This is a genomic window from Bacillus sp. FSL R5-0654 (assembly GCF_038008745.1).
Taxonomy (GTDB): Bacteria; Bacillota; Bacilli; order Bacillales; family Bacillaceae; genus Bacillus; species Bacillus safensis.
In genome coordinates this window covers 1,800,651-1,813,734 of sequence record NZ_JBBOZV010000001.1, presented here as the reverse complement: position 1 = coordinate 1,813,734, position 13,084 = coordinate 1,800,651, and the positions used below count along the sequence as shown (strand labels likewise).

The window sequence follows — 13,084 nt, the reverse complement described above, 5'->3', positions numbered from 1 at the left end:
AAGATGTCAACATGTAGAGTTGCTGTTGTGCAAGCTGCTTCTGTCATTATGGATAGAGAAGCTTGTATTGAAAAAGCCATTTCGTTAACACTTCAGGCTGGAGAAAAAGGAGCCAATATTGTTGTATTTCCTGAAGCTTTTATACCTGCTTATCCAAGAGGACTAGCATTTGGCGCCACAGTAGGAAGCCGTTCTCCAGAAGGAAGAAAGGACTGGCTTCGTTACTTAGAAAATTCAGTTCCAGTTCCTAGTCAAACGACAGACAGATTAGGAGAAGCAGCCCGCAAAGCTGGTGTCTACCTCGTCATTGGTGTCATTGAAAGAGATGATGAATCAAGCCGCGGGACTTTATATTGTTCCGTATTGTTTTTCGGACCAGATGGAACCTTACTTGGAAAGCACCGTAAACTAAAGCCGACAGGATCTGAACGACTCATATGGGGAGAAGGGGATGGCAGCACACTGCCGGTTTTCGATACACCATATGGTAAAATAGGCGCTTTAATTTGCTGGGAAAACTATATGCCATTAGCTAGAGCAGCGATGTATGCAAAAGGCGTCCAAATCTATATAGCCCCTACGGCAGATTCCAGGGAGCTATGGCAATCAACGATTCGCCATATTGCCGCAGAAGGCCGATGCTTCGTTCTATCTTGTAATCAATATGTGAATAAAGAGATGTATCCTAAAGATTTAGCCTGCTATGATGAATTAGCATCTTCTCCTGATGAAATGTGCCGAGGGGGAAGTGCAATCGTCGGTCCGTTAGGCGAATATATAAAAGAACCTGTCTATGGTCAAGAAGAGATACTGCTGGCAGATCTTGATTTGCGTGATATTTCTTCTAGTCAATTTGACTTCGATGTCGTAGGACATTATTCAAGACCTGATGTCTTCCAGCTCGTCGTCAATGAAGAGAAAAAAGAAAATGTAAAGTGGATGAATCGATGAAATCACACGAAAAAAAGAGCAGCCATCCAGCCGCTCTTTTTTCGTGTGTCAACCTTGATGAGTTTTTAATGGACCTTTTGTGATTTGAGAAAGCTCAGCATTAATATCAAAGATTTTAGCGTTGATGTCTGTTATTCCAAAGCTGGTTATTCTTTTAGAATGCATTTCAAGATAGTTTTCAGCTGCTTCTTTTGTTTCGAATAAGTAGATTCCGCCAGCCTCATTCTTCTCGGGATTCTCCGTCCATATTTTCCATATGAATCCGTCTTCCTCATTTATACTTTTCGCTAAATCAGAAAACTCTTTTGCCATTTCATCACCGAAAGGGCCCTTCATCTTAAAATCCATCTGTAATAAATGTGCCATCGTCATTCTCCTTATGTCGAAGTTGTAAAATACAGTTCTCCCAGCACTTCTTTCATTTGATACTGCTGCTGGGGAAGTTCTTTCTTCATAAAAGACCGTACATCTGATTGGTCAACATCGTACATTACTTCAATTTCTTTAGAAAATAGAAGTTTTTCTTTTTCGAGCAGGATTGAAACAGCTGGGCGCTTTTTCGGTTGAAGTTCTTCAGTGTTTAAAGCTTGCTTTAATCCTTCAACATAGACTTCAAATGAGCGGCCACCCGTGATTTTGACTCCTTTATTTTCTTCGTTGACGAAGATGATCGTTGGGAAACCTCTAGCACCAAGGTCTCGAACAAGAGTAAAATCTTGATCTAATAATTCCTGGCCGCTAGGCAGCTCCGCTTCATGGACTATCACATCTCCGTTAAGTCCAAGGTCGTTGACGATATCAATTAACACCGTGATATCCGATATATTTTGATTGAAGGCAAATAGCGCTTCTCTTGCACGGCGTAAAAAAGTATAGGCTAGTGCATCATCATGATGTTTTTGAATCACTTTGAACACGCGAGAGGGCGGGTAGGAGGATTGAACAGGATTGTCAATCATTAAGGAACCATCTATTGGCATGCGAGAATGTTCTCCAACCTCTCTCCAGTGACCAGCAACATCAGCAGGCTTATAAATTCCGTTTGCAGGATCAATTGGACCACCATGCCATTTCTCTAACAGTCCACCCAACACAGTCTGGAAATGAAAATAATGTCCATATTGCTCTTTCAATCGACGCAGGACAGGTTCAATTGCCCAGCAATGCGAACAAATCGGGTCTGTTACATAATAGAGCGTAATAGATTTTTTAGATTGTTGAAAATCAATCACCTGGATATCCTCTTCTTCACCTACACCACATACACCTGTTTCTATATCACAAAACATCTCATTGTTTTTCAATTTCATTTACCTCCTCAAATTATGCAGGAAACGCTATTCCCTATGTTTGTTTGAATCAATCATTTGCATTACAATTAGATCTTAAGACACAATGAGTAAGACCAACACCAATAATTTCTTCAATTTGTTGTTTATCCAACAGATTGATAGATGTGTTGAAAAAGGAGGAGGGATAAGATGACGCAGCCAAAGACAGACCCTCGGGTTTTAAGAACGCGTAAGTTAATCATGGAGTCTTTTATGAAACTTTCATCGAAAAAGGAATTTAAGGATATTACGATCAAAGATGTCACGGCAGAAGCCATGATCAACCGAGCGACGTTTTATTATCATTTTGAGGATAAATACGATTTGCTGGATAAAACGCTGTCAGAAGTATTATCGATTAATTTAGAAAGTATTCATTTCAATCATCGTAAACTAGATGAAGATACGATCATCAATATTTTTAAAGCATTAACGAATTTTCAACAATCTCTGCATAACCGCTGCCAAGTAGAATATGAAACTGAACTTGCTCCTATTGTGAGGGAACAGCTTGAAATTATTTTTTATCAATTGTTAATCAATCAATATACAAATGTCGAAAAGCAAATTCTGAAGGTCACAGCTGTTTTTTTAAGCTGGGGAATTCACGGAGCTTCTGTTGAGTGGAGAAAAAATAGTTCGCACATATCATCAGAGGAGTTTATCAAATCAGCAGTTCCATATATTTTGTCAGGGATTGATTTTAAACAAGCAGATAGTTGATTTGACAATTTTCAAAGGCTTCACTAATATAAATGCTATAGCATATAAATTTCATAGAGGGTGTTTTACATGGAGTTACAAGATTTAATAGGTTATCTCGTTCATCGTACCGATCTCAAAATGACAAATTATTTTACAAACAGGTTAAAGCCTTACGGGGTCACTCCTGAACAATGGAGTATTATCAGTATTCTGAGCAGTGAAAAGGGGACTACTCAAAAAGAATTGGCAGAAGGAATTGATAAAAATCAAACCACTGTCGTCAGAATGATCCAATCAATGGAACGAAAAGGGCTTGTCAAAAAAATCTATAACGAACAAGACCGGCGCTCACATCACCTGCTTTTAACAGAAAAAGGGCACGAGGTCAAAAAGGCCATTCTTCCTGTCGTCATGGATGCACACCAAACGGTAACAAAGCAATTAAGCGATGAAGAGATTCAACAATTAAAATTACTTTTGAACAAATTATTTCATTCACACTATGAATTTTGAAACGTCTAATCTGTAACAAACGATTTATACCTAATATATGCTATGACATATAATTTTCACCAGCTGAAAATTTGTCCATTTTGGACTGAGTGTTTCAGTCAAATAACTTAGAAAGATGTGATCACGATTTTCATACTTATTCTGCAAATGATATTGGCTGCTTTCTTTTTTGTAACAGGATCGAAAATTATATCAGGGAAAATGGCAGAAGAGTTCAAACGATTTGGTTTACCTGCTTTTTTTAATGTTTTAACCGGAGCCTTTGAGCTCATAGGCGCTGCTGGAATGCTGATCGGCATATGGATGCCAACAATAGCAATATTATCAGGCTTACTGTTAGGAGGCACGATGCTTGCAGCTGCCTTTACTCTGATCGTATTAGCCAAAGATCCCTTTAAAAAAGCACTCCCTGCACTTGTGTTATTCGCTCTCAGTATCGGGGTCAGCTTGTACCACATTCTTTAAGTTGATATCAGAATAAAACACAAAACCTAAACAAATCTCCATTATTCTAATGGCGGATTGTGTTTAGGTTTTTTTGCGATTGAATTGTTTTCGAAGAACTAGGCATGAGACAGCGAATACTGCGAAAGCGCCCGCTGATCCAGCAGCAAACACCAGCTCAAATTGTTCTGGTTTGGACTTGAATAACAAAGGGACAGAAAGAATGAGAGCGGCACCACTAAAACTCAATCCTAATATCAACATTGCCAATAATTTATTCATAGAAACACCTCTTACACTCAGAATTAGAACAATGGAAACGACTGATTCAAGAATCATTGTGATGATTTGACATCCTTTCACATTCCTAGTTGAAGTGTATCATATGGTGGCGGGCGATTGTAAAACACACAATTGTGAAATAAACTTTTTAAACGAACACTGTTCTTTACGAACGGTGTTCGTTATAATATAAATGTGATGTGGCTTTAAACGATTTCCATAAAGAAGAGGAGATGCATACGATGACGGCATTATCTAAGAAACAAAAGCAGATCGCTATTATTGGAGGAGGGCCTGGGGGGCTAACACTCGCCTTAATTCTGCAAAATTACGGTATACAAACTACTATCTATGAGCGAGAGATGCATGACAAGAGTCTTGAAAGAGGGGGATCACTGGATATTCATGAAGAAACAGGTCAAAAAGCTTTAAAAGAAGCAGGAGTTTATGAGGAATTTCAAAGGAACGCCCGCTATGAAGGAGAAGATTTCCGCTTACTTGATAAATCAGGAAGAATTTATTTAGATGAAGAAACGGAATCAGAGCAAAAAGGCACCCGCCCAGAAATTGATCGTGGTCTTTTGTGCGAACTGCTGTTAGATCAAATTGATGCTGAAAACATCAAATATGGATATAAACTAGAAAGTTGCATTTCACTAGAAAGTTGCATTTCACTAGAAAGCGGCATGACGGAGCTTCATTTTGAAAACGGAGTTGTTGAGACAGTTGAACTTGTAATCGGGGCAGATGGTGCTTTTTCTCGTGTGCGTCCTCTCTTAACAGATATTGATATTGAATACGCCGGACTCACGATGCTGGAACTGAATATCCTCAACGTAGAGATGAACCATCCTGATTTAGCTGCATTTAATAAACGTGGTAAGATGTTTGCTTTAGCTGACCACAAAGGACTGATTGGTCAGTTAAACGGAGATGGACGAATCAAAGTGTATGCAAGCCTTATGGTAGAGCGTAACTGGATTGAGACTTGTGGTATTCCGTTTCATCAAGCGAAAGAAGCAAAAGAACAATTATTAGAATTATTTAGTGATTGGGACGATCAGCTGAAAAATTATATTCGTTATGCAGAAGATGCCATCATTCCAAGACGGATTTATACGCTTCCTGTCGGTTTTAAATGGAACCGCCATAAAGGAGCAACGCTTATCGGTGATGCCGCTCATGTCATGTCGCCATTCGCAGGGGAGGGTGTAAACATGGCGATGTTTGATGCAATGGAGCTTGCACTTGCGATTGTTCGAAATCCTCATCATATTGAAAAGGCTATTGAAGAATACGAAGACAGGATGTACGAATATTCATCGGAGAAAGCTCATGAATCTGAAAAAAGTTTAAAGCTGTGTTTTTCAAAAGATGCTGCAGTCAAGCTTGCTGAAATGATGAATTCTTTTCAAGAAAACGGTGATTGATGCTCAATTTACTATTTGACTTTGACATGTTATAAAGAGATTATGAACAATTCAAATCGTCGTATTATAAGTCGTCGGTCTCGGCCGGCTAAAGAGCCCTTAAGCCGTGAACTCATTGTGAAAACTGCCTATGAGCTTCTAAAGGAGCAAGGGTTAGAGGGCATGAGTATGCGTAAGGTGGCTAAAGCACTCGATACGGGACCTGCATCTTTGTATGTCTACGTGAACAATTTTCAAGAACTAAGTGCTTACGTATTGGATTATGGTCTCGGCCAAATGGTTTATCCAGATTCAGTGAATGGCACATGGAAAGAACAGTTATTTGACATATTGCATACTTATTTCCTACTGTTATTCGAAAAACCTGGTCTTGCTGAAATTTCTCTTTCCACCATCCCGCAAGGAACGAACTTTTTACAGTTGACCGAACATATTCTCGCTGCATTGCATGAAGGCGGGATTAAATCTACATCTGCTGCATGGGGAGTAGACCTGTTACTGTTATACGTATCTTCCGTAGCATACGAAAAGGTCTCTTGGAAGAAACATGGCTCTTCGCAGATTTCAGATACAAAAAAAGCATTTCATGATGCAGACAAAACGCGGTTTCCTTTCATCCATAGCCTAAAAGAAGAAATGTTTGCAGGTGATACCGTATCAATGGAACGGTTCAGGTGGGGAATTGAAGTCATTTTGTATGGAATCCAGCAAGAAATCAATTAGAAAGGAGCACAAGCAAAAAGCAGTCAATGGCTGCTTTTTTTTTATATTTTCTTAACTTTTTCAACATATATAAAAAAATCTATATATTGTTTTTATATATAAAAAATTATATAATATAGTAGAATAAACAAATGAGGTGCTTAGGCATGGAAAATATAAAGAATTTATTAGAGAGCTATATTCCTTTAGCAAAATCTACGGCTAAAATGTTTGGACCAAATTGTGAAGTCGTTATTCATGATTTAACGAACCCTCAAGCATCTGTCATGTTTACAGTCAATCATCATGTGACGGGAAGAAAAATCGGTCAATCATTTGATCATTTGGTAAAGACTGTTTTACAATCAGAAGATTTTAAAGAAGATTATCTTGCTGGGTATACATTTAAAACAGAAGACAACCGTACCATTCGTTCTTCGACTTCATTAATTCGTGATTCGAAGAAAAAGGTGATCGGGGCATTCTGTATCAATTTTGATGTTGAAGCATTGAATCAAATGCAGCAATTTATAGATACTTTTCTTTCTACAAAAGTTGAAGTTCAAGAGAATGAAACAACATCAAATGATGATCTTGAAAATGTGGAAGGAATCGTAGATCAATTGATTCAACAGATCATTCAAAACAGTGTCCACCCAGTTATGAAACGTCATGAAAAAATTGAATTAATAAGGTTCATGGATGAAAAGGGAATCTTTTTAATGAAAGGTTCGGTTGAGAAGGTCGCATCTATGTTAGGTATTTCTAAAGTCACCGTCTATAGCTATTTGGATGAAATCAAACATAAATCGAATGAAGGGGAAACGAAATGAAAAGCATCCTTGAGGTAGGAAATCTAAAATCCAACGGACACTATGCATTTGCAACCATTCATCAAAACACGGTCTACGTTTCAGGACAATTTGCCATCAATCCCGAAACGAGAGAAAAAGAATTCGGCCCCATTGAAGAAGAGACATTACAAGCACTTAAGAATGTGGAGATGATTGTAGAAGCAGCCGGAAGTAAAAAAGAAAAGATTTTGCGTATGACATTATACATTTCGGATATTCATTTATGGGACAAAGTAGATGCGGTTTATACTCAATTTTTTGGTGAACATAAACCAGCACGTACTGTTGTCCCAACGAATGAATTACATTTTGGTTTCAAAATTGAAATTGATGCTATTTCTTATATTTAGAATATTTTTTTGCCTATGATATATAAAAAAGTATATTTTGTATAAAAAATTATTCGAAGGGGCTGATGATTGATGAATCAATTGATTTGTAACGATTGCGGTAAAAAGTATGAGATGACACCAACTCTATGGAAATGTGATTGTAACGGCGTATTAAACCTGGTGAAAGATACCCCTCAAATAGATATTGCGGCTTGGAATCACTACCCAAACTCATTATGGCGTTATGTTGAAACCATGCCATTTTCAAAAGGTTCAAAGACTTGGGAATCTGTGACAATGGGTGAAGGCCAAACTCCGTTAATCGTTTTAGATCCTAATGAGCCAAACACTTATGTAAAGGTTGATTATATGATGCCTACGCTATCCTTTAAAGATCGAGGAGCTGCTGTTTTAATGACAAAGGCAAAGGAATTAGGGGTATCAAAAGTCATTGCGGATAGCAGCGGGAATGCAGGAACGGCGATTGCCGCTTATGCAGCTCGTTGCGAGATTGCATGTGACATCTATCTAAGCGATGAAACTTCACCTAAAAAGATCGCTCAAATAAAAGCCCATGGAGCAACGGTTAAAGAAATTCACGGTACACGAGAGGATATTGCAGCCGCGGCGCAAAAAGCAGTAGACGCCGAAAACGTTTTTTATGCAAGCCATGTGTATAATCCTTATTTTTTTGAAGGAACAAAAACATACGCCTATGAAATATATGAACAAGTAAACGGAGCACCTGATGCTTTAATCATTCCGGTTGGAAATGGTACTCTCCTCCTAGGTGCGTATTACGGTTTTAAAGACTTACTTGAAAATGGTTTGATTCATAAAGTACCGAAAATCATTGCCATACAAGCGAAAAACTGTGCTCCTCTCGTGAAAGCTTATCAAAACGCGGTGGAATCAGCATCGCCTGTTACGAATACAGGAACTTTGGCAGAAGGAATAGCCATTGCTGCTCCGGCGCGCTCCAAACAAATATTAGAAGCTGTACAAGATACCAATGGTACATTTATAGATATTGAAGAGGATGAGATATTGAATGCACGCTCTAAACTAAGTGAGAAAGGATTTTATGTGGAAGTGACATCTGCCGTCAATTTTGCTGGCTACATGAAATATAAAAAGGAAGCAAAAGAAACAATCGTCATACCTCTTTGTGGTGCAGGAATTAAATCAAAATAACCAGATATGACTAATACAACTGATCCGGAATTGACCAGATGATGATATAGATAAAATGAACGCTCTCTATCAATAGAAGGGTATCTCAAAAGAGATGCTCTTTTTCTTGCCTAAATGTACAATCCCTTTTGCCCAAAAGTACAATTTCAATCAACTATTTCATTACGTAGAATAAAGAGGTGAATATCATGAATTCGATGAAAAAGGAGTAAGTGAATGGCTAAATTTTTATATAACTTAGGAAACTTTGCTTTTACTAAGCCGAAACGAATGTTAATCGGTTGGTTACTTATTTTAGCAGCTGTAGTTGCGGCAACAATAGGGACAGGCGTTTCATTTAATGGAGATATGTCGATTCCAGGAACTAAATCTGAAAAAGCGATGGATCTTTTGGAAAAGAAGTTCCCAGCAGGTGATGATGGGGGAACGATTCGTCTAATATTTAAAGCACCTAAAGATGAAACTTTAGAAGCAAAGAAAGTGAAACATAAAATTAATGAGACGATAAAAGAAATTAAAAAGGATAAAGCCGTTAAGCAGGTAACCGATTTATATGAGACCTTTACGATAAGTAAAGATAAGAAAATAGGATATGCGGATATTACGTATCGAATGAAAGCGGACAAGGTAAAGGAATCCTCAAAAGAGAAAGTATTAAATAGCATAAAGATTTCAAAAGATGCGGGCATCCAAACGGAATTAGGCGGCTCCGTCACATTCTCTGAAATTGAAGTAGGTGGGATTTCTGAAATCATAGGGATTGTCTTCGCCTTCTTGATTTTAGCCTTTACATTTGCTTCACTTTTGGTCGCAGGATTACCAATATTGACGGCTGTGATTGGGTTAGTAATAGGTGTGATGGTCATTTTAATCACCTCAAACTTTGTTGAAATGTCTGCATTTAGTCTCACATTAGCGGTGATGATTGGTCTTGCAGTAGGAATTGATTATGCACTGTTTATCATTTCAAGATATCGACAGCTGTTAGCAGAGGGCTACAATTTAAATGAGGCTGCTGCTAGAGCTGTGGGTACCGCAGGAAGTGCTGTATTATTTGCGGGCGTCACTGTTATTGTTGCATTATGTGGACTTGTATTAGTTGACATACCGTTTCTAGGTATCATGGGTCTTGTGGGAGCCTTTATGGTACTATCTGTTATGCTTGTTTCTCTCACGATTGTTCCAGCTATACTAGGGCTTCTTGGAGATAAGGTGAGTCCTTCCAGGCAAAATAAGTTATTTTCTAAATTACAGCCAAAAAAAGAGAAAAAAACAATGGGCTGGGCAAGATATATTCAAAAGCATCCGGGTAAAATAATGATAGGTGTCATTTTATTGACAGGATTGATAAGCTGGCCAGCACTTCATATGGAGCTTGGTCTTCCGGATAACGGTATGAAAGGCAAAGAAACAACTGAACGTAAAGGATACGATCTTTTAGCAGAAGGATTTGGCAAGGGGTTTAATGGACCACTTGCCATCATCATAGATGCCTCTCAAGCAGATAAAACGATGAAGTCCAAGTCCATCGAGGAATCATCAAAATTGTTAGAAAAAATGGATGGTATCAAACAAATCACGCCGGCGATCCCTGATCCATCGGGTGAGTACGCAATGTTAACAATCTTACCTAGAAGTGGTCCGGAGGATAAAGAAACGAAGCAATTAGTGAAAGACATTCGAAATGTATCGAGTGTGACTGACACAAAGTTTCTTGTGACTGGTTCTACTGCCGTGAATATAGATATTTCAGATAGACTCAGTGAAGCATTGCCAAAATTTGCAGGAGTCATTATTGGATTTGCTTTTGTGTTAATGATTCTTGTATTTAGATCATTCCTTGTTCCATTAAAGGCTGTACTAGGGTTTTTAATGACATTAACTGCTACATTAGGTTTTGCTGTCTTTGTTTTACAGGATGGACATCTTGCCCCATTGTTTGGAATACCTGCAGCAGGACCGTTGTTAAACTTTATGCCTGTACTAGTGACAGGAATATTATTTGGTCTTGCAATGGATTATGAAGTATTTTTAGTTAGTAGAATGAGGGAAGAATTCCTTCTATCTCATGATGCAAAGAAATCTGTTATTTCTGGATTACAGCATAGTGGCAGGGTTGTAACTGCAGCAGGCTTAATTATGATTTTCGTTTTCGCAAGCTTTATTTTTGCTCAAGACTTGATTATTAAAACAATGGGATTAACATTGGCATTTGGGGTTTTATTCGATGCATTTGTCATTAGAATGACCTTTATCCCTGCTTGTATGATGCTATTAGGGCGGGCAAATTGGTACTTACCAAAATGGCTGGCACAATTGCTTCCGCATATTGATATTGAAGGAGAGTCAATTGCCCAAAAAGAAAAGAAGATTATATAATGTTTTCTTTTTAAAATGTTAAAATCCTAATACCGCCATTGCCTCTTTAAAAGGCGGGCGGTATTTTTCGTGTTATGATGGGGTTTGGAAGGTGAGAATTTATGCTTAAGAAACGGATAGACCCATTTAATGAAATGATCTATTCCCGAATTCCCACGTTATTATGGGGCGTTCTTGTGTATGCTGCAGCGATGATTTTTCAGTTTTTAACAGCATCATTATCGCTTTCAAGTTTGTTTTTTTCTGGCCTTATCGCGATCCATCTCATTTTGCACTGGTGGTCATTTTATTGGTTCAAGAAGAAGCCTTGGATTTATTTCTTCATACAAGGAATCGTTATTTTACTTTGTGTTTTAGCTATGCAAGCTGCCTCTCCTGTTATTTTAATTGGTCTTTTACCGTTATTAATTGCTCAAAGCATCGGTGTATACTATCATACATTAAAGATTATTTTGACAGGACTTTGTTTTTATGTACTTTTTTTTCTAGCTCTTATTTTGGTTAATGATACAGATGATCTGACTGTCTACATTCCGATTTTATTTCTTATCCTTATTGTGGTCGTTGCATACTCTATCTTATTTTTTAGACAAGTAAAGGCTAGAATACGAACTCAAACGTTTCTAAAGGAACTCGAACTCGCACATCAGCAGGTGGAGGAGTTAACCCTTGCTAATGAACGTCAAAGAATGGCCAGAGATTTACATGATACCCTTGCACAAGGGCTTGCAGGCATTATTATGCAATTGGAAGCTGTTCAAGCACATTTAGTGAATCAAAATACCCAGCGTGCTCAAAGCATTATCAAGGGCTCAATGAGCCAAGCTCGAAAAACATTAGGTGAGGCACGAATGGTGATTGATGATCTTCGGAAGGATCGTCAGGATCAATACGATTTAACTGAAACAGTGAAAAATGAAGTAAATCGATTTACGACAGCAACGAATATTCCAATTCGTACAAAGATATCTGTACCTCAGAATATGTCACCTTTTTTTATTGAACATACTGTTTACATGATAAAAGAATGCTTAACGAATGTTTCAAAACATGCCAAAGCAAGCCATGTCGAGTTAGTGATGGTACAACAAGGTGATCACATCCATTTGGAAATAGCAGACAATGGAGTGGGATTTGATGAGAAAAAACGAGAATCCACTTTTGGACATTACGGCATCATTGGTATGTCAGAACGTGTTCGGCTGCTTGGTGGAGAGATCCATTTGAAAAGTAAAAAAAATGAAGGTACACAAGTAATAGTGAACATACCTTTGAAAAAGGAGTAAATACAGTGTCTTATCGAATTGTGATTGTTGATGATCATTATGTTGTGAGAGAAGGATTAAAATTAATTCTTGAAACAGACGAAAGATTTGAAGTAGTTGGAGAAGCAGAAGATGGAGGAAAGGGGATAGATGTCATAAAAGAAAAATCCCCAGACCTTGTATTACTTGACCTCAACATGCCTATGATGAGCGGGCTTGATATGCTTAGAGAAATGCAGACTCTTCAAATAAAAGTTCCTGTACTCATTCTGACTACTTATAATGAAGAAAAATTAATGATCCAAGGGTTACAGCTTGGTGCAAAAGGCTACCTCTTAAAGGATGCCAGCAGAGAAAACTTATTTAATACAATTGAAGCGGCCATTAGAGGAGACATTTTACTTCAATCAAATGTGGCCTCAAAGGTATTTGAATCAACCGTACACAAAGAACCTCAAGTAAAATTGAAAACAGACAACCACTTGCTTACCGAAAAAGAAATGCTCGTTTTGCAAGCAGTAGCTAGAGGGTTTCGGAGTAAGGAAATTGCATTTGATATGGGAATTTCCGAGAGAACTGTAAAAGCACATTTAACAAACATTTATCAAAAACTAAATGTGACATCAAGAGCTGAAGCCATTAAAACATCAATAGAATTAGGGATCATTCATTTTTAGATAATTGAACAAACAGGAGTCAAAG

15 protein-coding genes are annotated in these 13,084 nt (G+C 37.9%); 12 read left to right on the top strand and 3 right to left on the bottom strand.

The window, feature by feature from the left end:
* The first annotated feature begins 3 nt into the window (after positions 1-3).
* A complete protein-coding gene (locus NSS76_RS09060) occupies positions 4-951 on the top strand; it encodes a carbon-nitrogen hydrolase family protein (protein ID WP_341081855.1) in 948 nt (315 codons plus the stop codon).
* A gap of 48 nt (positions 952-999) precedes the next feature.
* On the opposite strand, the gene NSS76_RS09055 is transcribed toward NSS76_RS09060, so the two are convergent.
* Complete coding sequence (locus tag NSS76_RS09055) at positions 1,000-1,317, bottom strand: monooxygenase (protein ID WP_212048950.1); 318 nt, start codon at positions 1,315-1,317, stop codon at positions 1,000-1,002.
* A gap of 11 nt (positions 1,318-1,328) precedes the next feature.
* Positions 1,329-2,255 (bottom strand): DsbA family protein, encoded by a 927-nt coding sequence (locus NSS76_RS09050; RefSeq protein WP_212051889.1) that lies wholly within the window; start codon positions 2,253-2,255, stop codon positions 1,329-1,331.
* 177 nt (positions 2,256-2,432) lie between these two features.
* Between NSS76_RS09050 and NSS76_RS09045 the strand changes: the two genes are divergently transcribed.
* The 3 genes from NSS76_RS09045 to NSS76_RS09035 all read left to right on the top strand — a co-directional run bounded on the left by NSS76_RS09045 (position 2,433) and on the right by NSS76_RS09035 (position 3,965).
* Positions 2,433-3,005, top strand: coding sequence for a TetR/AcrR family transcriptional regulator (locus tag NSS76_RS09045; protein WP_025093225.1), 573 nt, complete (start codon positions 2,433-2,435; stop codon positions 3,003-3,005).
* A 69-nt stretch (positions 3,006-3,074) separates the two neighbouring features.
* Positions 3,075-3,500, top strand: coding sequence for a MarR family winged helix-turn-helix transcriptional regulator (locus NSS76_RS09040; protein WP_341081850.1), 426 nt, complete (start codon positions 3,075-3,077; stop codon positions 3,498-3,500).
* Between the two features lie 117 nt (positions 3,501-3,617).
* Complete coding sequence (locus tag NSS76_RS09035; RefSeq protein WP_024425167.1) at positions 3,618-3,965, top strand: DoxX family protein; 348 nt, start codon at positions 3,618-3,620, stop codon at positions 3,963-3,965.
* A gap of 63 nt (positions 3,966-4,028) precedes the next feature.
* Here the strand turns inward: NSS76_RS09035 and NSS76_RS09030 are convergent, their stop codons facing one another.
* Positions 4,029-4,226 carry a hypothetical protein gene (locus NSS76_RS09030; RefSeq protein WP_056766646.1) on the bottom strand — a complete coding sequence of 66 codons (198 nt, stop codon included), beginning with the start codon at positions 4,224-4,226 and terminating at the stop codon, positions 4,029-4,031.
* 242 nt (positions 4,227-4,468) lie between these two features.
* Between NSS76_RS09030 and NSS76_RS09025 the strand changes: the two genes are divergently transcribed.
* The 8 genes from NSS76_RS09025 (at position 4,469) to NSS76_RS08990 (ending at position 13,059) form a co-directional block, all read left to right on the top strand.
* Positions 4,469-5,656, top strand: coding sequence for an FAD-dependent oxidoreductase (locus tag NSS76_RS09025; RefSeq protein ID WP_341081847.1), 1,188 nt, complete (start codon positions 4,469-4,471; stop codon positions 5,654-5,656).
* 42 nt (positions 5,657-5,698) lie between these two features.
* On the top strand, positions 5,699-6,379 hold the full coding sequence (locus NSS76_RS09020; protein ID WP_169510854.1) for a TetR/AcrR family transcriptional regulator: 681 nt from the start codon (positions 5,699-5,701) through the stop codon (positions 6,377-6,379).
* Positions 6,380-6,525: 146 nt separating this feature from the next.
* Entirely contained in the window at positions 6,526-7,191 is a 666-nt protein-coding gene (locus tag NSS76_RS09015) for a helix-turn-helix transcriptional regulator (protein WP_172881718.1), read from the top strand.
* Positions 7,188-7,562, top strand: a complete 375-nt coding sequence (locus tag NSS76_RS09010; RefSeq protein WP_172881717.1) for a RidA family protein — start codon at positions 7,188-7,190, stop codon at positions 7,560-7,562. Before NSS76_RS09015 ends, NSS76_RS09010 begins: the two co-directional genes overlap by 4 nt.
* Before the next feature lie 72 nt (positions 7,563-7,634).
* Complete coding sequence (locus NSS76_RS09005) at positions 7,635-8,738, top strand: threonine synthase (protein ID WP_212048960.1); 1,104 nt, start codon at positions 7,635-7,637, stop codon at positions 8,736-8,738.
* A 216-nt stretch (positions 8,739-8,954) separates the two neighbouring features.
* Entirely contained in the window at positions 8,955-11,117 is a 2,163-nt protein-coding gene (locus tag NSS76_RS09000) for an MMPL family transporter (protein ID WP_341081838.1), read from the top strand.
* Positions 11,118-11,218: 101 nt separating this feature from the next.
* Positions 11,219-12,403, top strand: coding sequence for a sensor histidine kinase (locus tag NSS76_RS08995; protein WP_341081835.1), 1,185 nt, complete (start codon positions 11,219-11,221; stop codon positions 12,401-12,403).
* 5 nt (positions 12,404-12,408) lie between these two features.
* Complete coding sequence (locus NSS76_RS08990) at positions 12,409-13,059, top strand: response regulator transcription factor (protein ID WP_024427104.1); 651 nt, start codon at positions 12,409-12,411, stop codon at positions 13,057-13,059.
* Positions 13,060-13,084 lie beyond the last annotated feature (25 nt).

Coding starts and splice junctions, on each gene's coding strand:
- NSS76_RS08995 (WP_341081835.1), top strand. CDS start 11,219: ATGCTTAAGAAACGGATAGACCCATTTAATGAAATGATCTATTCCCGA.
- NSS76_RS09045 (WP_025093225.1), top strand. CDS start 2,433: ATGACGCAGCCAAAGACAGACCCTCGGGTTTTAAGAACGCGTAAGTTA.
- NSS76_RS09020 (WP_169510854.1), top strand. CDS start 5,699: ATGAACAATTCAAATCGTCGTATTATAAGTCGTCGGTCTCGGCCGGCT.
- NSS76_RS09005 (WP_212048960.1), top strand. CDS start 7,635: ATGAATCAATTGATTTGTAACGATTGCGGTAAAAAGTATGAGATGACA.
- NSS76_RS09040 (WP_341081850.1), top strand. CDS start 3,075: ATGGAGTTACAAGATTTAATAGGTTATCTCGTTCATCGTACCGATCTC.
- NSS76_RS09060 (WP_341081855.1), top strand. CDS start 4: ATGTCAACATGTAGAGTTGCTGTTGTGCAAGCTGCTTCTGTCATTATG.
- NSS76_RS09025 (WP_341081847.1), top strand. CDS start 4,469: ATGACGGCATTATCTAAGAAACAAAAGCAGATCGCTATTATTGGAGGA.
- NSS76_RS09010 (WP_172881717.1), top strand. CDS start 7,188: ATGAAAAGCATCCTTGAGGTAGGAAATCTAAAATCCAACGGACACTAT.
- NSS76_RS09015 (WP_172881718.1), top strand. CDS start 6,526: ATGGAAAATATAAAGAATTTATTAGAGAGCTATATTCCTTTAGCAAAA.
- NSS76_RS09000 (WP_341081838.1), top strand. CDS start 8,955: ATGGCTAAATTTTTATATAACTTAGGAAACTTTGCTTTTACTAAGCCG.
- NSS76_RS09055 (WP_212048950.1), bottom strand. CDS start 1,317: ATGGCACATTTATTACAGATGGATTTTAAGATGAAGGGCCCTTTCGGT.
- NSS76_RS09030 (WP_056766646.1), bottom strand. CDS start 4,226: ATGAATAAATTATTGGCAATGTTGATATTAGGATTGAGTTTTAGTGGT.